11 protein-coding genes are annotated in these 21,053 nt (G+C 69.3%); 5 read left to right on the top strand and 6 right to left on the bottom strand.

Annotated features, from left to right (window positions below; genetic code table 11):
• Window positions 1-107: 107 nt before the first annotated feature.
• The 4 genes from BLV97_RS09910 to BLV97_RS09895 are packed head-to-tail and all read right to left on the bottom strand — an operon-like array spanning window position 108 to window position 2,987.
• Window positions 108-1,151: an endonuclease/exonuclease/phosphatase family protein gene (locus BLV97_RS09910; protein ID WP_035845253.1), complete on the bottom strand. Its 1,044-nt coding sequence runs from the start codon at window positions 1,149-1,151 to the stop codon at window positions 108-110.
• Between the two features lie 6 nt (window positions 1,152-1,157).
• Window positions 1,158-1,841 carry a molecular chaperone DjiA gene (locus BLV97_RS09905; RefSeq protein WP_035845252.1) on the bottom strand — a complete coding sequence of 228 codons (684 nt, stop codon included), beginning with the start codon at window positions 1,839-1,841 and terminating at the stop codon, window positions 1,158-1,160.
• Between the two features lie 31 nt (window positions 1,842-1,872).
• Window positions 1,873-2,361 (bottom strand): GNAT family N-acetyltransferase, encoded by a 489-nt coding sequence (locus BLV97_RS09900; RefSeq protein ID WP_035845315.1) that lies wholly within the window; start codon window positions 2,359-2,361, stop codon window positions 1,873-1,875.
• 2 nt (window positions 2,362-2,363) lie between these two features.
• Window positions 2,364-2,987 (bottom strand): VOC family protein, encoded by a 624-nt coding sequence (locus tag BLV97_RS09895; RefSeq protein ID WP_035845250.1) that lies wholly within the window; start codon window positions 2,985-2,987, stop codon window positions 2,364-2,366.
• 245 nt (window positions 2,988-3,232) lie between these two features.
• Between BLV97_RS09895 and BLV97_RS09890 the strand changes: the two genes are divergently transcribed.
• Together BLV97_RS09890 and BLV97_RS09885 are read left to right on the top strand one after the other, a co-directional pair.
• On the top strand, window positions 3,233-5,287 hold the full coding sequence (locus BLV97_RS09890) for a hydantoinase/oxoprolinase family protein (RefSeq protein WP_035845244.1): 2,055 nt from the start codon (window positions 3,233-3,235) through the stop codon (window positions 5,285-5,287).
• Complete coding sequence (locus tag BLV97_RS09885) at window positions 5,284-7,026, top strand: hydantoinase B/oxoprolinase family protein (protein WP_092164047.1); 1,743 nt, start codon at window positions 5,284-5,286, stop codon at window positions 7,024-7,026. Before BLV97_RS09890 ends, BLV97_RS09885 begins: the two co-directional genes overlap by 4 nt.
• Window positions 7,027-7,143: 117 nt before the next feature.
• Here the strand turns inward: BLV97_RS09885 and BLV97_RS09880 are convergent, their stop codons facing one another.
• Window positions 7,144-8,025: a glycosyltransferase family 2 protein gene (locus BLV97_RS09880; RefSeq protein ID WP_092164046.1), complete on the bottom strand. Its 882-nt coding sequence runs from the start codon at window positions 8,023-8,025 to the stop codon at window positions 7,144-7,146.
• Window positions 8,026-8,187: 162 nt separating this feature from the next.
• On the opposite strand from BLV97_RS09880, the gene BLV97_RS21180 reads away from it, so the two are divergent.
• Window positions 8,188-8,328: a hypothetical protein gene (locus BLV97_RS21180; protein WP_160169194.1), complete on the top strand. Its 141-nt coding sequence runs from the start codon at window positions 8,188-8,190 to the stop codon at window positions 8,326-8,328.
• 25 nt (window positions 8,329-8,353) lie between these two features.
• Here BLV97_RS21180 and BLV97_RS09875 read toward each other — a convergent pair whose 3' ends face one another.
• Complete coding sequence (locus BLV97_RS09875; protein ID WP_035845234.1) at window positions 8,354-8,956, bottom strand: sugar transferase; 603 nt, start codon at window positions 8,954-8,956, stop codon at window positions 8,354-8,356.
• Window positions 8,957-9,409: 453 nt separating this feature from the next.
• Between BLV97_RS09875 and BLV97_RS09870 the strand changes: the two genes are divergently transcribed.
• Both BLV97_RS09870 and BLV97_RS09865 read left to right on the top strand, forming a co-directional pair.
• Window positions 9,410-10,915, top strand: a complete 1,506-nt coding sequence (locus BLV97_RS09870) for an oligosaccharide flippase family protein (protein WP_160169193.1) — start codon at window positions 9,410-9,412, stop codon at window positions 10,913-10,915.
• Between the two features lie 495 nt (window positions 10,916-11,410).
• On the top strand, window positions 11,411-21,052 hold the full coding sequence (locus tag BLV97_RS09865; protein WP_092164045.1) for a hybrid non-ribosomal peptide synthetase/type I polyketide synthase: 9,642 nt from the start codon (window positions 11,411-11,413) through the stop codon (window positions 21,050-21,052).
• Window position 21,053 lies beyond the last annotated feature (1 nt).

Genomic DNA, 21,053 nt, shown 5'->3' with positions numbered 1-21,053 from the left:
GCTTCGGCGCCCCGGGGCCGGTGGCGGCGCCGGGGGTTTCACACCCCCGGACCCCCGTGGAGTATTTTTCCAAGGTGAAGGGGGAAGACCCGGATGGGGACGGGCGGCTAGATCTCCAGATCGACGCTGACCGGGAAATGATCCGATGCCGCAAGCAGGGCCTCGCGCAGGGGGGTGTCGGCCCAGCATTCAGGATCGTCGAACGGGTGCCAGATGCGCCAGGCCGGCCGTTTCGACATCAGATCGGGGCTGAGCATGATATAATCCAGCAGCGCCGAGAAATAGCGTTTCTGATCGACCAGGTAGAACCGCGCCGACGCCGGCTGTGCCCCCATCCGCGCGCTCAGCGCCATCTGTGCATGCGGATCGATCAGCCGCCGGCTGCTGTCGGCGTCCAGCCCCAGCACCACCTCGATCCCTGAATGGCCGAAAAGGCGCTCATATTCGTCGAGACCGGGTCCGTCGTTGAAATCGCCCATCACCATCAATGGCGTGCCCGCGTCCAGCACCTCGTCGACCCGGGCGCGCAGCCAGACGCATTGCGCCAGTTGCTTGCGCCGGTTCTCGATGCCGATGCGCACCGCCTGTTCGGGTGTGCGCGCGCCGTGCGGGGCCTTCGATTTCGCATGGACCCCGATCATCCGCAGCGAAAGCCCGGCCCTGGTGGTGACCGCCAGTTCCAGCGGCGGCTTCGAAAAGGTGATCGGCTCCGGCGCGGCATCGATATCCAGATCATAGCGAAACACCGTGTCGAAGCGCGGCGCGCCGTTGGGGCCGGCAGGCGCGCCCTTCTTGCCGGTCGGCGCGCCCATCGGCGCATGTTCGGCACTGATCCGGTCGGGATCGAACAGCAGCGCGATCTCCTGCTCGGTGTCCGAGGGAAAGCCGATCACCGCACGCCGCGCCCTGAGGCCGGCAAAGGCCGCGAAGGCCTGCAACTGGGTCACCGTCGAGCGGCGATGATTGTCGTCGGGGGCCTCGATCACCATGACCGCGTCGGCATCGAGCGCCGCAAACACCCGCGCCAGCGCCGAAAGCTGCTGCGCCCGCGTCACCTGATAGCGGGCCGACCATCCGCCATCGTCCAGCATCCGGCCGTCGGCGCTGAACAGGTTGCCGAACCATTCCACATTGTAGGTGGCGATGCGCATCGCGCGTCAGGCTGCGCGCTGGCCCGAGATTTCCTCCCAGGCGGCATTCACGGCGATCAGGCGGTCGTTGGCCAGCGCCAGCGCCTCTTGCGGGACGCCGCGCGCGCGCATCCGGTCGGGGTGGCAATCCTTCACCGCGTGGCGCCAGGCGGTTCGGACCTCGTCGATCGGGGCGTCGGGCGCGACGCCCAGCACGTCATAGGGATCGGGTTGCACATCGGCCATGTGGCGGGCCTTGAGGCTGCGAAAACAGCGCCCGTCGAGGCCGAATATTTGCGCCACGCGGTGCAGGAAGGCGTCTTCCGAGGGGTGATATTCACCATCCGCCACCGCGATGTGGAACAGACCATCCATCAGGTCGATCAGCACCTGGTCGTCATCGGTAAACATGCGCTTGATTCGGCGGGCGTATTCCTCGAACCCGGCGACATCCTGGCGCGCCAGGTTGAAGACCCGCGCGGCATTGGCCTCTTCCGAGGGGGGGATCTCGAACACCTGACGGAAGGCGGAAACCTCGTCTCGGGTGACATGGCCGTCGGCCTTGGCCATCTTGGCCCCCAGCGCGATCACCGCGATGGTGAAGGCGACAGAGCGTTCGGGCGGCGCGCGCAGCTTTTCGAACACCGCACCCAGCCCCTCGCCCTTGGCGAGAGACGAGATCGCGGCAGAGATGCGGGCCCAGATCGACATGGGGCCAGTTTAACCGCTGCGGCGCGGCATGTCAGGAGAGCATTTTGCACATCAGCACCAGATCCATCCAGCGCCCGAACTTGAAGCCGACCTCGCGCAGCACCGCGACCTCGGCATAGCCCAGCGCTGCATGAAAGGCCCGGCCGGCCGGGTTTTCGGCGCTGACCCCGGCGAAGATCGAATGCGCCCCATTCGCGCGCGCGTGATCCTCGATCGCCGCCATCAGCGCGCGCCCCACGCCTCGGCCGCGGGCGGCGGGGGCCAGGATGATCGTGTGTTCCATCGTATGCGCATAGCCGATGCCACCGCGAAACTGCCCGTAGGTGGCGAAACCCAGAAGGCCCCCCTCGGCCTCGGCCACCAGGAAGGCATGGCCGTCGGCCCGTTTCTGCGCGAAACTTTGGGTCAGGTCGTCGGCGGCCTTTTCGATTGCGTTGAAGGTGATCGCGGTGTCGCGGATCACCGGGTTCCAGATCGCCGCGACGGCATCGGCGTCGCAGGCGGTGGCGGGGCGGATCAGGCTCATATCCGGCGCCTCCCGTGCGGGGTGTCGATCTCGGCCCGCATCTCGGGGCGCGGGCCGGGCACCACCATGACGCGGGGCTCGACGATCAGCGGGGCAAGGGCCGCGCGCAGGGCCTCTGCCCCGGGGTGGGCGATCTCGAGCCGTCTCAGCCGGCACCCTGTTTCCGGCAACCGCCGGGTCGGGTGCCGCGTGGTGGCCGCCGCGCCCTGCCACTGGATCAACGCCGGGAAGGCATTGTCGAAGGGCAGCCTGCCATCGGCCGGCACCGCCATGCGCCAGCGCAGATCGTCGCGCGCGAATTGCATCGGCTGGCCGGCGCCAGCGGGCGCGGCGGCCAGGGCGGTTTCCAGATCGTTGCTGCGCGCGATCCAGTTGGTCACCCGCGCGCCGCCCGAAAACCCGTCCAGATCGAACCAGCGCGGGTGGTCGGGGGCCGGCGCGGCGGGATCGACGGCGATCACCTCGAGATACAGATCGCCAAGCCCCAGCAGGCGGTTGTGGGTGCCCATCCGCGCATGGCGCCCCCCCGGCCCCATCGGCAGCCCCAGCGCCGCCTCGATGGCGGCAACCCCGTCCTCCAGCGTCTCGGCAGACACGGCGAAATGGTCGAAGATCAGCACGGTGCCCCCTTGATTGCTGGCGCCGGTTTCCGCCCGGCGCCGCCGTCGCGCGACTATTCCCGCGACGGCGGGGAATGTCACGGGGTTGCGCGATCGGACGGATCTGCGCGGAGGTTTGCCATGCGGCGCGATCGTGTCGTGCCATGCCCCGCGCGCCCGGCTGGATCGGGGCGCCGCCTCTCAGATTGACTTTCTCTCGGCGACGGGAAATCATTCGCACACAAACGGTTGATGCGGAGGCAGGGATGGAGGCTCGGGGACAGGTCGTGGGGGTCGATGTGGGCGGCACGTTCACCGATCTTGTGGCGCTGGATCCGGGCAGCGGCGCGGTGCGGCTGGCCAAGGTACGATCGACGCTGGAAAACCAGGCCTTCGGCGTGCTTTCCGCGCTGGCCGAGGCAGAGGTGGATCTGCCCGCGCTCGACCTGATCGTCCACGGCACGACGACGACGACCAATGCGGTTCTGGAACGCAAGCTGTCGAAGACCGGGCTGATCACCACCCAGGGCTTTCGCGACGTGCTGGAACTGGGCCGCCGCACCCGGCCCCAGGCCTATGGAATGAAGGGCCGCTTCACCCCGATCATCCCGCGCGATCTGCGCCTTGAGGTGCCCGAACGGATGGACGCGGCCGGAGAGGTGATCGTGCCGCTGGACGAGGCCGCGCTGCAAGAGGCCGCCTATCATCTACTGGCCCAGGGCTGCGAATCGCTGGTGATCCATTTCCTTCATGCCTATGCCAACCCGGCGCATGAATTGCGCGCCGCCGAAGTGCTGCGCCCGATCTGGCCCAACGCCCACATCACCTTGGGCCATGCCCTGCTGTCGGAAAGCCGCGAATTCGAGCGCGGCGTGACGGCGGCGGTCAATGCCTCGGTCCAGCCGCTGCTGGAACGCTATATCCGCCGGCTGGAAAAGGAACTGGCCCGCGGCGGCTATGGCGGCGAGGTGCTGGTGATGAACGGCAACGGCGGCATGGTGTCCTCGCGCAGGGTCGCGCGCGAGGCGGCAAAGACGGTGATGTCGGGGCCGGCCTCGGGCGTGATGGCGGCCGCCTACACCGGGCGGGCCAGCGGTTTCGCGGATCTGATCACCTATGACATGGGCGGCACCTCGACCGATGTGGCGCTGATCCGCGGGGCCGAGCCCTCGGTCTCGAACGAGATCGAGATCGAATATGCGATGCCGATCCATGTGCCGATGGTCGATGTGCGCACGGTGGGCGCGGGCGGCGGCTCTATCGCGCGGGTCAACGCGGCGGGGCTGCTGGAGGTCGGGCCCGAAAGCGCCGGCGCCAGCCCGGGGCCGATCTGCTACGGGCGCGGCGGGGTGGAGCCCACGATTTCGGATGCGAACCTGCTGCTGGGGCGGCTTGACCCGGCCGGGCTGAAATCGGTGGAAGGCGGCGTCACGCTGGAGACCGTCGCGCGGATCTTCGACGAAACCCTTGGCGCGCGGCTGGGCCTGTCGGCCATCGAGGCGGCCGAGGCGGTGATCCGGTTGGCCAATATCAAGATGGCGGGGGCGATCCGCATGGTCTCGGTCTCGCTGGGCGCCGATCCGCGGGACTTTGCGCTGTTCGCCTTCGGCGGGGCGGGGCCGTTGCATGCCTGCGCGCTGGCGCGCGAATTGGGCATTCCCCGGGTGCTGATCCCGGCGCGCCCCGGCATCACCAATGCGCTGGGCTGCGTCGTGGCCGATCTGCGCCATGATTTCGTCACCACGCTGAACGCGCCGCTCGACACGCTGGACATGGGCCTGCTGCACGACACGTTGCGCGCGCAGGCGCGGGAGGGAGAGGCCCTGATCGCCGCCGAGCGGATCGAGATAGGCGAGGTCCGGCATCTTTATTCCGTGGACATGCAGTTCCAGGGCCAAACCCACCTGTTGCGTGTGCCGCTGGACGGCCTCGACATCACCCGAGACGCGCTGCGCGCCCGCTTCGAAGCGGCCTACTACGCGCGTTTCCGGGTGGAACTGGCCGAGATCCGCGCCGCGGTGGTCAATGGCAATTGCTCGGTCATCGGGGCGCGTCCCGCGCTGGATCTGTCGACCCTGATCGACCCCGCCGGGCGCCGCCCCAGACCCCGGGACGCCCGCGTCGCCACCCGCCCGGTCCGTTTCGACGGCGCCTGGCACGACACCCCCGTCTACTGGCGCGATCACCTGCCGCTGGACGCGGTGCTGCAGGGACCGGCGGTGGTGGCGCAGATGGACACGACCCTTCTGATCCCGCCGGGCGACCGTGCGGAAGGCGACGCCCAGGGCAATATCATCGTCACGATCGGAGGCGCGGCATGAGCCTTGATCCCATCACCCTGTCGGTCATCCAGGCCGGCTTGCAGCAGGTCTGCGACGAGATGGACCTGAGCTTTTCGCGCGCCGCCTTCTCGCCGGTGATCGCCGAGGCGAACGACCGCTCGGACGGGATCTACGCCGCCGAGGATGGCGCGCTGATCGCCCAGGGCGCCGGCGGGCTGCCGGTTTTCGTGGGCACGATGCAGGCCTCGACCGCGACGCTGATCGAGATGATCGCCGCGGGCCGCGCCGCCGCGCCGAAGCCCGGCGATATCTATATCGTCAACGATCCCTACCTGGGCGGCACCCATCTGATGGACGTGCGCTTCGCCCGGCCCTTCTATCGGGGCGGCAAGATCTTTTGCTGGTTGTCGAATACCGGCCACTGGCCCGATACCGGCGGCGCGGTGCCGGGGGGGTTTTCGGCCTCGGCCACCGCTGTCGAACAAGAGGGGCTGCGCCTACCGCCGGTGCGGCTGTTCAAGGAAGGCCGGCTGGATCAGGAGATCTACGCGATCATCTGCTCGAACATCCGGGTGGCCGACCAGCGCATCGGCGACGTGAAGGCCCAGGCCGCGGCGCTGATGGTGGGCGAGGACCGGTTGGGCGCGCTGATGGATCGCTACGGCGATGCCACTGTCGCCGAGGCGATCGCCGAATTGCGCGCCCGCGCCGCCACGCAGATGCGCGCCTTCATCGCGGCAATCCCCGAGGGCACGCATCGCGGCCTCGCGTTGATCGACAGCGACGGGGTGGTGAACGAGCCGCTGGAAATCCGTCTTGCCGTCAGGCGCCGGGGCGAGGATCTGATTTTCGATTTCGCCGGCTCGTCCGCGCCCTGCGCCGGGCCGATGAATTCGGTGAAGGCGACGACGCTGTCCTCGGTCTATCTGGCCATGCGCCACATCTTCCCCGAGGTGCCGATCAGCGCAGGTGCCTTCGCGCCGCTGATCGTGACGGGCATCGAAGGCACCTTCCTCGATGCCCACTACCCACGGCCGGTGTCGGGCTGTGCGGCCGAGGTAAGCCAGCGCATCGCCGAGGCCGTCTTCGCCGCGTTGGTGGCGGCGCTTCCCGACCGCGTCACCGCCGCGCCCGCCGGCACATCGGGCAATTTCGCCCTGGGCGGGCACGACCCGGCGCGCGGGCGCGATTTCGTCATGTATCAGCTTTCGGGCGGCGGCTATGGCGGCAATGCCGATCACGACGGGCTGTCGAACGGATGCTCGACCATCGGCATCTCCAAGGCGCCGCCGGTCGAGATCATGGAGCAGCAGTTCCCCGTCCTCTACCATCATTACGCCCTGCACGAGGGATCTGGCGGGGCCGGGTCGCACCGCGGCGGGTTCGGGCTGGATTACCTGCTGGAACTGCGCCGCGGAACGGCAAGGGCAAGCTTCGTGATGGATCACGGACGCGTCGGTCCGCAAGGCGCGTTGGGTGGCGCGGACGGAGCGGTGAATATCGTGACCGTCTGGCGCGACGGAAAAGCGCTGACACCCGAACACCTTTCCAAGGCACAGGACATCGCGCTGGGGCCTGGCGACCGGGTGCAGGTGCGCACCCCGGGGGGCGGCGGCTATGGCGACCCACTGAAGCGCGACCCGCGCGCGGTGGCCGAAGACGTGCGCCTGGGCCGCTACACCGCGGCGCAGGCGCGGCAGTTGTTCGGCGTGGCGTTGCAAGGTACACCGCCCGCGCCGGATCCGACCGAAACGGCCCGGCTTCGTGCGATGCCGTAAGGCTGGGCGCGTAGCCCGGGCGCAAAGGGCGTGCAGGCAGCCCTGGAGGCGCCCCCTCACCCCCGGGGAGCATTTGCGCTAAGGCGAAGGGCCACAGGCGCCGCAGTTCCGTTCGCGTCAGTTGAGTTCAAGGATCCTGTCGGGCCGGGCGCGGCGCAGGGCCAGGTCACGCAATGCCATCAGGTTGCCGCGCAGCCGGCCACGCCGGTCGACCCAGGGTTCGGGCCGGATCGAATGCAGCAGATTGGCAGCCAGATTGCGCAGCATCAGCCGCAGCGCCCTACGCGGGGCCATGGTGCCCTTGGCGATAAGATAGGCCGGGTTGGCGACCTGCGAATAGCCCAGCTTCACCCCCGGCGTGCGCCCCGACTTGCTGCCCAGATGCACACCGCGCAGCGCCTCGGAGCGTACCACCCGACCGTGGGCCGCCACGCGGCGCGAGAAATCGACATCCTCGAGCCAGGCATAAAGCGGCAGCGCCTCGTCGAAGCGCAGGCTATGTTCAAGAAGCGGACGTGCCCGCACCGCCATGTTGCAGCCATAACCGTTGTAGGCCTCGGACAATCCCCCCGGCGCGGGCTTGTCGGCGGCATCGCGCAGCCGCGCCAGCCCCTCGCCGAACTCATAGCCCGGGCCACAGATCCCATCGGCCACGACCCGCCCGGTCGCCACCGCCACCTCGGGGTGGTCGGCGAACAGCCGCACCGTCTGCTCGACATAATCGGGGGCCATCAGGAAATCATCGTCGAGCAGCAACAGCACGTCCTCGGGCCCCAGCATCTCGATCGCGCGGTTGCGTTGCACCGAGGCGCCCTTCTCTCCAGTCACGACCAAGCAGGGAAACGGCAGGTCCTGCAGCGCACGCTCGTCCACATCCTCGACGCCCGAGACCGAAATCACGACGAAATCCGGCAGCCTGGTCTGGCGGCCGATATCATGCAGCACCTCGGACAGAAGCGCGGGACGTCCCGCCGTGGGAATGGCCAGAACCAGCCTCATTTTCGCCACCTTTCGCTGCTCAAATTTTGTAAAGACCGGGTATGATTCAAGATAATCATCACGCGCTGGCGGGCTGATTGTCATGGAGTCCTCGTCTAGTGATGGATTTAGGTGCAGACCGCGAGCCCCGCGTCCCGGGAACGAACTACTGGAGGACAAGCCTTGGCGATGGTAGACGACCGCAGTGCGACCGCGCCCTGTCCCGCCTGGGTGGCGAAGCTGTCCGATGTGACGCTGCGGCGTCTGGTGATTGGCGGGTGCGCCCTGTTCTGGGTGTGTCTGGCGGTCGCGGTCTTCGCCTGAAATGGAGCATGGGACAGGTGGTCTCCTAAACGGCGCCTTCACGGAGGAGCACGACGCGCACCGTTCGAAAGAGCACGCAGAGATCGCCCACGAAACTGCGGCCACGCACATAGGCCACGTCGATCGCCACGCGCTGCGCATAGGTTGTGGTACTGCGTCCGCTGACCTGCCACGCCCCCGTCAGCCCGGGACGGACCGACAGGTAGTCGGCGAAGTGTTGGCCGTAGTAGATGCTTTCGTCCTCGACGATCGGGCGAGGGCCGACCAGAGACATCTCGCCGCGCAACACGTTGAAAAGCTGGGGAAGCTCATCCAGGCTGGTGCGACGCAGGAAATGTCCGACACAGGATACCCGCGGGTCTTGCGACAGCTTGTGTGTTTCGGCCCATTCCTGGCGCGCGGCGGGGTCGCTATCCAGCAGCCGCTGAAGACGGGCTTCGGCATCGGGCACCATGGTGCGGAATTTCAGGCAGCGGAACGGCTGGCCGCCGCGCCCCACGCGGGTATGGCCGAAGAGTATCGGCCGGCCTTCGGTTACCAAAAGCACCACGGCGACCAGGATCAGGAACGGCGCGAAAAACACCAGAAGTAGCGCCGCAAAAAGCCGGTCGAAGACCCGCTTCGACATCGGATCGCGCGTCCTGTACAGGTCGGCCGTCCGCATTTTCGCCGGGGCAATCGCAGCCCGGCCGGCCTCCGCAATGGGAGGTTCGGTTACGTCACTCATGCTTTGTCAAGCCGGAAACCGGCCCCCCATCGGCTTGCACCACCGAATCACACCCAGTTCCCCTGATAGGTGCTCAGGGCACTTTCCTGTGAGCAAAGAGTTGTTAAATGACTGTTTCCCAATAAGAAACAGACGCCCCGCGATTGCCCGAGGCTGCTCATAACCAACTGTCTTCAAACACTTTCCCTGGGGATTTCGCCGGGCGTGGCCGCGGGGTTTCCCCCTGGCCCATTCCTTCCGCAGCACGGCCCCATTGCCGCCACCGGGGCGATCCGTGGATAGTGCCCCAGGCCTGACGGGCCGACGGGACCGAAGCCGGCCGCCCCTTTGGCGCTGGAGATCTGCGAGGCAGGAGTGACGCGAGACCCGGATCAGCCCAAGGAAACGCGCCGCAAGACAGGCGGTTCGGGCGCCATCGGTGGCGGCCTCTGGACCGTGTTGGAACGGGTTCTGTCGCAGGGCACGCAACTGGTCATATTCGTGGTGGCGGCCCGTCTTCTCAGCCCGGCGGAGTTCGGGGTTTTCGCGCTGGTTTCGGCCTGTGCGATCCTGATGCTGCGCGTGTCCGAGGCCTCCTGGGCACCCTATATCATGTCCTGGGCCGGCGACGCGAAGGTGCCGCGCCAGGTGGTGATGGTCTCGATCTGGTCCGGGTTGGCGCTGGCCGCGGCCGGGGCGCTGGGCGCGCTGATGTTGCCGCTGCTGGGGGTGGACGTCGCGACAAGCCATCTGGTGGTTCTGTTTTCGGGCTGGGTGTTCCTGGCCACCGTTTCGTCCGCCCAGAAGGGGATGCTGATCTGGCAGGGAGGCCTGCGCGCCTCTGCCCTGTGCGAGATCCTGGGCGATCTGATCGGCATGGCGGTGGCGGTGGCGGCGCTCTATGCCGGTTGGGGGGTCTTCGCGCTGGCCTTCGGGCGGCTGGCGTTTCAGGCGACGCATCTGACGCTTAGCTTCGGCTTCACCCGGGCGGCACCGATGCGCGGAATGCGCGGGGCCGCGCTGGCAGATCTGTGGGCCTATACCCGGCAAAGCTTTACCGCGCGGATGATCGCCAATGTCCGCCTGTACGTCGCGACCTTCCTGATCGGCGGTTTCCTGGGGCCGGCGGCGGTTGGCTACTATCGCGCCGCGCAAAGGCTGGTGGGCTCGGTGGCAGAGATCATCGGCCAGCCCGCCCTGCTATTGGCGTGGAACCTGTTTCGCCGCGCCCGCGACGCGGCCTCTGGCACCGCCGGTTTCCAAGCGGTGGCGCGGGTCTTCTTTCCGGCCCTGGTGGCGATCAGCGGGCCGGTGTTCATCTGGCTGGTGCTGATGGGCGAAGACCTGATCGAGGGGCTACTGGGGCCGAAGTGGCTGCCGGCGCTTCCGGTGGTCGCGGTACTGGCCCTGTCGCGCGGGGTCGTCTCTCTGGGAGTGGCGACCGAGCCGGTGCTGTCGCTGGCCGGAGAGATCCGGCGCCTGCCGCTGTTCAGCCTGCTGTTCCTGATCGCCACCGTCGCCCTGACATTGCTGGCCGCGCCCTTCGGGCTGATGGCGGTGGCCTGGGCGCAGGTCGCGGTGGCTGCGGTGATGGTCGGCGCCTCGATGTTCCTGATCCAGCGTCATGGCGGAATCGACTGGGTGGATGTCGGCACGGTGGCATGGCGGCTGATCGCGCCGATGCTGGCCGGCGCCGCCATGCTGCTTTGGGTGCGCGACTGGACGATCTTCGCCGGTGCGCCGCCGCTGGTGCGCGCCTTCGCCGTGCTGGTGCCGACGGCCCCCGCCTATCTGCTGGCGCTAACCCTGGCGCTGCCCGGGCTGCGCAGTCAGGCGCGGGCACGCCTTGCCCGGCTGCGCCGCCCGGTGCTTGGCGCCTGAGCCGCGAACCTGCCTCGACGCCGCCAACGTCGATTCGGGCGGCCGCTTACAAATTGTCTCCACGGGGGAAACGATTCTCGCCAGCGCACCTATCGTTTCCCACGCGCCCAGGCTCTTGCACGCAAACGCCCCCAAACATTGCAAAAGCGCGGTTGGACGGCGAGTGCCGCATTCGGTTGCCTTAGGAAACAGTCCGTTTCCCATGCGCCGGAAATCCGCGCCAGAATTCATCTTATCTATTTATTAACAAACACTTAATGAAATGTCGCGATGAGGCGTTGCATAATGCGAAACGCCGCCAGGGCCGCCTGTGTTGACAGGTTTCGCAATCGGCAAATACTCGCGCAATGATGGCGCGTCCCGTCAAGTCTTGGCGATGGGGCCGTTATCTTGGGGAGTGCGGGTAATGGGTGCGACGGAAAGACTTCGCGAACCGCCGGCGACAGCGGCGGCGATGACGATCCGTGCCGCCCGACGGGCCCGTGGGGTGCGCCGATGACGGATGCCGACCTGCGCCACCAGGCCGGCCTTGGGCTCTGGCCGCTGTTTCATGCTCAGGTCGTGGCGCGGCCCGACGCGCCGGCGCTGCTGTGTGACGCCGGGCCGGTCAGCTATCGTGCGCTGGCCGACAGGGCCGAGGCGATCGGCGCGGCACTGGCCGCCCGCGGCGTGGGACGCGGCGATCATGTGGCGCTGCTGGCGTCGCGCGGGGCCGATACGATTGCGGCAATGCTGGGCTGCCTGCGGGCAGGCGCGGCCTATGTGCCGCTCGATCCCGGCCATGCGCCCGAACAGCTTGCCTTCATCGCCCGCGACTTGCCCTTCAGCGCAGCCCTGATCGACCCGCGCCACGCCGCGCTGGCGCCCGCGGCGCTGCCCGCGGATCTGCCGGTTCTGGCGCTGGACGCGGCGCTGACGCAGGCCGCGCCCGCCACACGCCCCGCCACACGTCCCGCCGCCGATCCGCCCTGCACGGGCGAGGACCCGGCCTATGTGATGTACACCTCCGGCACCACCGGCACGCCCAAGGGCGTGATCGTCTCGCAACGCGGTGTCGCCGGCATCGCCCTGGCCCAACCGCTGCTGGATCCAGGTCCCGGCGACCGGATGCTGCACGCCGCGACGATCGCCGCCGACGGCTCGACCTACGAGATTTGGGGGGCGCTGCTGAATGGAGCGGCGCTGGCCATCGTCGAAGCCGAAAAGCCCGCCCTGGACGAGATCGCCCATGTGATGCGGAGCCGGAAGGTCACCTTCGCGCTGTGGTATGCCGGGCTGCATCATCTGATGATCGACCATCAGCCTTGCGCCTTCGAGAGCCTGCGCAAGACGGTCTCGGGCGGCGACACCGTTTCGCCCGCGCATATCCGCAAGCTGCTGCAAGCCTGGCCGGGGCTTGAGGTGGTGAACGTCTTCGGCCCGACCGAGGCCACCGTTGTCAGCCTGGGTACGAAGATCACGCCCGACTTGCTGGACGGCGTCGTGCCGATCGGCCGTCCTTTGGCGGGAGAAGAGGCCTTCGTCGTCGACGAGGCACTGGCCCCTCTTCCCGCGGGCGAGACCGGGCAGTTGGTGCTGGCGGGGCTGGGGGTGGCGCTCGGCTATCACGGCCATGCCGACAAGACCGCCGCCGCCTTCGTCGACGATCCGCGGCCCGGGCGTCGGGGCAAGGTCTACCTGACGGGCGATCTGGCCGCCGAGGACCCGCACGGATCGTTCCACTTTCATGGCCGGGCCGACCGGATGGTGAAGCTTCACGGCCGGCGGATGGAACTGGACGGCATCGAACATGTCCTGCGCGCCGATCCGCAGGTAAGCGAGGCCGTGGTCGAGGTGATCGAGATCGCCGGCGCAAAGCGGCTGGCCTGTGCGCTGCGCCCCGAAACCGGCACGGCACAGGGCGCCGACCACGACGCCTTCGCCCGCGCCGTCCTGGCCCGGGCCGCGACGCATCTGAATGCCACCGAACTGCCGCGGCTGACCCGCATCCTGGACAGGCTGCCGATGACGGCGGCGGGCAAGATCGACCGCCGCGCCCTGCGCCAGTGGCTGGTCGACACTGCCGCCGCGCCCGGCCCGCGCCCGCCCGGCGGCACCCCGACCCAGCCCCTGCAGGAGATCGAGGCGACCATCGCCGCCGTCTGGGACGAGATCCTCGGCTGCGGGCCGGTATCGGATCGGGCGACCTTCTTCGATGCCGGCGGCTCGTCGCTGCAACTGATCGATGCACATGCCGCGATCGAGGCGCGGCTGGGCGTAATATTCCCGATCACCGCGATGTTCGACACGCCACAGCTGGGCGCGCTGGCCGCCAGCCTGGCCGAACTGCCCGCCACCGCGCGCCGCGCACCAAGGGCCCGCCCGGCCTCGGGCGCGATCGCCATCGTCGGACGTGCGGCGCGGCTGCCCGGGGGGCGCGATCTGGCCGGTCTTTGGCAGGCGATCCGCGCCGGCGAAAGCCTGATCGAGACCTTCGCCCCCGACGAGATGGAAGACGCCTTCACCCCCGAAGAACGCGCCCGCCCCAACTACGTCCGCGCCCGCGGGATCATCCCCGAGGCCGAATATTTCGACGCGAAGTTCTTCGGCATCCTGCCGCGCGACGCCGCCCAGATGGATCCTCAGGCGCGGATCTTCCTGGAGCTTTGCCATCAGGCGCTGGAGGACGCGGGCCTCGACCCCGAGCGCGCGCCCGGCCCGGTGGGCGTGTTCGGCGGGGCCTCGCCCAGCACCTATCTGTGGCACAACCTGCTGGGCGACCCCGGCGCCGCCGAGCGGCTGGCGACCGATTACCAGTTGGCCAGTTTCGCCGCCGTCACCGGCAATACGCCCGACGCGCTGACCACCCGGGTCGCGCACAAGCTGGGGCTCACCGGGCCGGCGCTGAACGTATCGACGGCGTGTTCGACCTCGCTCGTCGCGGTGGCGCAGGCCTGCATGGCGCTGCGTGCGGGCCAGTGCGACGCGGCGCTGGCGGGCGGCGTTTCGGTCACCTTCCCGCAAAAGCGCGGCTATCTGGCGATCGAGGGCGGGATGGCCTCGGCCGACGGGCTGTGCCGGCCCTTCGATGCCCAGGCGGGCGGCACCGTCTTCGGCCAGGGGGCCGGCGTCGTCGTGCTGAAGCGGCTGGAGGAGGCGCAGGACGCGGGCGACCACATACTGGGCGTGATCCGCGGCGTCGGGATCAACAATGACGGCGCCGGCAAGATCGCCTTCACCGCGCCCTCGGTCGGCGGCCAGGCCGCGGCGATCGAGATGGCGCAGCGCGACGCGGGCGTCGATCCGGCGACCATCAGCTATGTCGAATGCCACGGCACCGCGACACCGCTGGGCGACCCGATCGAGGTGGCCGGGCTGGCGCGGGCATTCGGGGCCGGCAAGCCGGGCACCTGTGCGCTGGGCTCGGTCAAGGGCAACCTGGGCCATCTGGACGCGGCGGCGGGGGTGGTGGGCCTTCTGAAGACCACGCTGATGTTCGAGGCCGGCGAGATCCCCCCCGTGGCGCATTTCCGCCGCCCCAATCCGCGCATCGATTTCGACACCACCCCGTTTCGGGTGCCCAACGCGCCCGAACCCTGGGCCGCGCCCGGCCCGCGCCGCGCCGGTGTCTCGGCCTTCGGGGTCGGGGGCACCAATGTGCATCTGATCGTCGAGGAATCGCCCGCGTCACCGCCCGCATCGCAAGACAGCCCCAAACCGCATGTGCCGCAGATCCTGCCGCTTTCGGCCCAAACCCCCGAGGCCCTGGCCGAGATGGCCGAGGCCCTGGCCGCCCGGCTGGAGGCGCCCGATGCGCCGCCGCTGGCCGATGCGGCCTTCACCCTGCAGGAGGGGCGGCGCCAGTTCCGCCATCGTCTGGCCATCGCCGCCCGCACCCCGGCAGAGGCGGCAACCGCCCTGCGCGCCGCCCAGCCCCGCCTGGCACCCAAGACGCCGCCCGGGGTGATCTTCCTGTTTCCGGGCCAGGGGTCCCAATACCCCGGCATGGGCAGGGGGCTTTACGCCGCCGAGCCGGAATTCGCCCGCTGGATCGACCGCGGGCTGGAGACCCTGCGCCCCCTGGTGGGCAGCGATCTGGATGAGATCCTGTGTTTTGGCGATCTGTCGGATGCCGCCCAGGCCCGCGCGCTGCGCGAAACCCGGCTGACGCAACCCGCGCTGTATCTGACGCAGATCGCCACGGCACGCCTGTGGCAAGCCCGCGGCGTGCTGCCCGATGCGCTGATCGGCCATTCGGTGGGCGAATTCGCCGCCGCGACGATCGCCGGGGTGATGTCCTTCGAGACCGGCCTGAAGGTGATCGCCGAACGCGGCCGGCTGATGCAGGACATCGCGCCCGGCGCGATGCTGTCGATCCGCGCCGATGCGGCAACGCTCGCCCGCCACCTGGGCGGCGGCATCGACCTGGCGGCCCTGAACGCCCCCAAACAGCAGGTGGTGGCCGGCCCCCTCGCCGCGATCGAGGCGCTCGAACGCCGCTTGCAGGCCGAGGGCATCGCCTGCCGCCGCCTGCACAGCTCTCATGCTTTTCACAGCGCGATGATGGAGCCGGTGGTTCCCGCGCTGGAGGCGACGATCGCGCAGCACGCCCTGCGCGCGCCGCAGATCCCGATCTATTCCGCCGTCACCGGCCAACGGATGACGGACGAGGCGGCGCGCAGCCCGGCCTTCTGGGCCGGTCAGGCGCGCGCGCCGGTCAGGTTTCAGGCCGCCCTGCAGGCGGCAACAGAATCAGGGGCTCCGGTCCTGGTCGAGGTGGGTGCTGGACGCACCCTTTCGACCTTTGCGGGCCAGTCCCTGAAACGCGGTGGCCATGGCGGGATTTTCCAGTCTCTGCCGGATCACACCCAAACCGGTCTTGACGATGATATCGCCATGGCCACCGCGTGCTCGAACCTCTGGACCGCGGGGGGGGCCATCGATTGGGCCTGCCTCGCGCGCGGCAGCCGCAAGCTGTCGCTGCCCACCTACGCCTTCCAGCGCAGCCGCCACTGGATCGAGCCGCCGCACCGGGCCGCCATCGGGCCCGCAGCCGGCACCGCCGCCGCGCTTGCCCTTCCCGCCGCCGCCTCTTCCGCATCGGAGCCCGCCATGCCCGCCCGTATCGACCGTACCGACCGTCTCACCGCCGAGCTTCTCTCGCTGTTCTCGGATCTCTCGGGCGAGGATCTGACCCCGGACGCGGCGCAGCAGTCATTCCTGGAACTGGGCTTCGATTCGCTGTTCATGGGACAGGCCGCCCAGGCGCTGGGGCAGCGCTACGGGGTCCAGATGACCTTCCGTACGCTGCTGTCCGACACCCCATCCGTCGCCAAGCTGGCTGCGCATCTCGACCAGGTTCTGCCCGTCGGATCCGCTGTTCCGAACCCGGCCGCGGGTCTTCCACGTCACGCCGGCCCGGTCGCGACGCAGATGCCCGCAGATGCGAACAAGGATCTGGCGACGCTGATCGAGGCGCAGATGCAGACCATGCAGGCCGTCTTCGCCGAACAACTGCGCGCTTTGGGTGCCGCCGCCCCCGCCGCGGCGCAGCCCGCCCGCGAAGCCCCTGCGGCAAAGACCGACGCGCCCGGCTTCAAGATCGGACGCGCGCCGAACCTGTCGGGGGTTGAACTGTCCGCCGAACAGCGCGCCTTCGTCGCGGATCTGGCGGCACGCTATGGGGCGCGGCATGCGCGATCGAAGGCCTATACCCAGACCTATCGCCCGCAGCTGGCCGATCCGCGCACCGCCGCCGGCTTCCACCCGGAATGGAAGGAACTGGCCTTCCCGATTGTCGCGGATCGCTCGAAGGGCGCGAAGATCCACGATATCGACGGCAACAGCTTCGTCGATGTGGTCAACGGCTTCGGCCAGACCGCCTTCGGCCATTCGCCCGACTTCGTCTCGGCCGCGGTCACGGCCCAGCTGGAACGCGGCTATGCGATCGGGCCGCAATCGGAAAAGGCGGGACCCCTGGCGCAGCGACTGGCACGGATGCTGGGCCACCAGCGGGTCAGCTTCTGCAACACCGGATCCGAGGCGGTGATGGCCGCGATGCGTCTCGCCCGCACGGTCACCGGGCGCGACCGGGTCGTCGTCTTCAGCGGCGATTACCACGGCCAGTTCGACGAGGTGCTGGTCAAGGGCAGGCTGCACGGCACCCCCGCCGCGTTGCCGATCGCGCCGGGTATTCCCCGCGCCGCCCTGACCAACATGGTCGTGCTGCCCTATGGCGAAGACAGCTCCTTGAACTGGATCCGCGCCAACGCCGCCTCCATCGCGGCGGTGCTGGTCGAGCCGGTCCAGTCGCGCCATCCCGACCTGCGCCCCGAGGATTTCGTGCACAGCCTGCGCGAGATCACCGCGCAGGCCGGCTCTGCGCTGATCCTGGACGAGGTCGTGACCGGCTTTCGGACCCATCCGCGCGGGGTGCAGGGCCTGTGGGGGATAGACCCCGACATGGCCACCTACGGCAAGATCCTGGGCGGCGGCCTGCCGATCGGGCTGCTGGCGGGCTCTGCGCGGTTCATGGATGCGCTGGACGGCGGCCAATGGGCTTTCGGGGATGACAGCGCCCCGCAGGTGGGGCCGACCTTCGTGGCCGGCACCTTCGTGCGCCATCCGCTGGCCTTGGCCGCGATCGAGGCAGTTCTGGACCATCTGGATCAGGCGGGCGACGCGCTTTGGACCGGCACGGCCGCGTTGACCGCCACGCTGATCGAGCAGTTGAACGCGGCGCTCGGCAGACGTGGGCTGCCGCCGCTGGTCACTGGCTTTTCCAGCTGGTTCATGTTGAACGTCACCGCCCATGATCCGCGCGCCTCGTTGCTTTATCCGCTGATGCGGATGGAGGGGGTGCATATCCTCGACGGTTTCGCGGGCTTTCTGACCACTGCCCACGGCCCGGCCGAGATTGCGCAGATCCTGCGCGCCTTTGAAACCGCATTGGATGCGCTGCAATCGGTCGGCATCCTGACCAGCGCCGTCACGGGCCGGCACGCGGCGCAAACAGCGCCGGACACCGCCATTCCGCTGACCGAAAGCCAGCAGGAGATCTGGCTGACGCATCAGCTGGGCGACCGCGCGGCCAGCAGTTTCAACGAAGGCGTCCAGCTGGAACTGACAGGCCCGCTGGACCGCGCGGCGCTGACCCGGGCGCTGGATGGGGTGGTGGCGCGGCACGACGCACTGCGGCTGGTCTTCGACCGCTCGGGCACCGGCTTTCGCGTCGCTGCGCCTGCGCCCGTGGCGCTGCCTTTCACCGACTTGTCCGCCCGGCCCGACCCCGATCGCGCGCTGCGCGACGCGCTGATCCAGGCCGCCGCGATCCCCTTCGATCTGACCAAGGCCCCGGGCTTTCGCGCCCATCTTTTTCGCCTGGCCGATGACCGGCATGTGCTGACCCTGACCGCGCATCATATCCTGTGCGACGGCTGGTCCTTCAACGTGATCTTCGGCGATCTGGCGCGGCTCTACGGCGGCGAGGCCCCCCCCGCCGCCCCGTCTTTCGCGGCCCATGCCCGCGCCCGCGCCGGCCAGGCGCCCGGGGCCGATACCTTGGCGTTCTGGCGCGCGCGCTATGCCGAGCTTCCCGCCCTGCCCGATCTTCCCGCCGACCGCCCGCGCCCCGCACAGCGCAGCTTTGCCGGCGGCACCGTCACCGGCCATGTGCCCGCCACCACGGTCAAGGCGCTGCGCAAGGCGGGGGCAAGCGCGGGATGCACCCTCTTCGCCACGCTCTTCGCGGGTCTGCAGATGACGCTCGGGCGGCTATCGGGCGCGTCGGATGTGGTGATCGGCGTGCCCACCGCGGGGCAGGCCGGGCTGCCCGAGCCCGCCGTTGTCGGCCATCTGGTGAACTTCCTGCCGATCCGCGTGCCCTTCGATCCTTCCGGCCCCGCCGCCCTTCATCTGGAGAACGCCGGCCAGGCGCTGATGGAGGCCTTCGCCCATGGCGACATCACGTTCGGCACCCTGGTGCGGGAACTGGATCTGCCGCGCAGCCTGGGCCAGACCCCGTTGACCGAGGTGCAGTTCAATCTGGACAAGATCGACGATGACCTGACGCTTGGCCCGGTGTCGATGCGCGCCCGCCCCACCCCCAAGGCGGCGGCGAATTTCGCGCTGTTCTTCAATGTGATAGAGGCAAGCGATGGCCTGCGCATCGACGTCGATTATGACGCGGATCTGTTCGATCCCGAAACCGTCACCCGCTGGATCGGCCATTACCGCGCACTGCTGGAAGGGCTGGCCGCGGACAGCGCCTGCCCGGTGGAACGCCTGCCGCTGACCACGGCGCAGGACCTTCCGGCCCTGCTGGAGGCCCCGAACGCGACCGCGCTGGCGCTGGAAGAGGGGCTGATGCTGCACGATCTGGTCGCCCGCGGCGCCGCGCTGAACCCGGACGCCGTGGCCGTCGAGGCCGCGGATGCCACCCTGACCCATGCCGAACTGGCGGCGCGCTCGGATGCGCTGGCCGCGCATATCCGCGCCGCCCTGCCCGACCCGGGTCGGCGCATCGCCATGGCGCTGCCGCGCGGCGCCGGAATGCTGGTCGGCCTGCTGGCGATCCTGAAGGCGGGGCATTGCTATATCCCCCTCGATCCGCGCCAGCCCGAGGCCCGGCTGCGTACCATCTGCGACACCGCCCAGGCCGCCGCCGTGCTGGCCGAAGCGGCGCCCTTCGCCGATCTGCCGCTGATCCGGCCCTCGGAGGCCCCGGCCGGCGCCCCCTGCCCGGCCGCCGCGCCCGATCCCGGGCGCGCGGCCTATATCATCTTCACCTCGGGCTCGACCGGTACGCCGAAGGGCGTCGCGGTGCCGCACCGCGCGGTGGTGAATTTCCTGACCAGCATGGCGCGGAAGCCGGGGCTGGGCGCCACGGATACGTTGCTGTCGGTCACCACGGTGATGTTCGACATCGCGGTGCTGGAATTGTTCGGCCCGCTGTCGGTCGGCGGCAAGGTGGTGATCGCCAGCCACGAGGACATCCTTGACGGCTTTGCCCTGGCCGAGCGCGCCGCGCGCGACGACATCACCGTGATGCAGGCCACGCCCACCTTGTGGGATCTGGCGCTGGAGGCCGGGCTGACGCCGCGGCCGGGGCTGACGATGCTGGCCGGCGGCGAACCCCTGCCCCCCGACCTGGCGCGGCGGCTTGGCGCGGGCGGGCCGCTTTGGAACCTTTACGGCCCCACGGAAACCACCGTCTGGTCGGCGCTGAAACGCATCGACGACGGGCCGATCACCATCGGCCACCCGATCGGCAATACCGAACTGCACATCCTGTCCGAGGCCGATCAGCCGCAGCCGGTGGGCGTGGCGGGCGAATTGAACATCGGCGGCGCCGGGCTGGCGCTGGGCTACTATAACCGCCCCGACCTGACCGAGGCCGCCTTCCGCCAGGTGACCCTGGGCGGCAAGCCGCGGCGCCTTTACCGCACCGGCGATCTGGCGCTGCGCCGCGCCGACGGTGAAATCGTGGTGCTCGGGCGGCGCGACACGCAGGTGAAGCTGCGCGGCTTTCGCATCGAACTGGGCGAGATCGAGACCCGGCTGCGCGCCCAGCCCGGCGTCGCCAAGGCGGCGGTCGATCTGGCCCTGCGTCCGGGCGGCGACAAGCAGCTGGCGGCCTGGATCGTGGCCCAGCCCGGCGCCGCGCCCGATCCGGCGCGGCTGCAGGCGGCGCTGGCGGCGGAACTGCCCGATTACATGGTCCCGCAGGCCTGGCAGGTGCTGGATGCCCTGCCGCAGACCGCAAACGGCAAGCTCGACCGCAAGCGCCTGCCCGCGCCCGATGCCACGCCTGCGCCGGGCCCGCGACCGATCCCGGCGGATGCCGCGGCCCAAGACCTGCCCAAAGGCCCGCTGGAAGAGCAGATCGCCGCGATCTGGCGCGAGGTTCTGGGGCGCGACACGATCGCGGCCACCGAGACGATCCATGCGCTGGGGGTGGATTCGCTGGCGCTGTTTCGGATCGCGGCACGGATGCTGGATGCCGGGCTGAACCTGGAAGCGCGCGATATCCTGGCCCACCCGACGATCCGCGCGCTGGCCGAACTGGCCGGCTCGCGCACGGCGGCCAGCGCACGGCCGCGACCCTCGCTGAAGGCCTTCCGCGGTGGCGCGCGGCGTGAAAAACTGAAGGTGTCGTGAA

Source organism: Allgaiera indica (genome assembly GCF_900106675.1).
Lineage (GTDB): Bacteria > Pseudomonadota > Alphaproteobacteria > Rhodobacterales > Rhodobacteraceae > Acidimangrovimonas > Acidimangrovimonas indica.
This window is presented reverse-complemented; position numbering and strand designations above follow the sequence as displayed.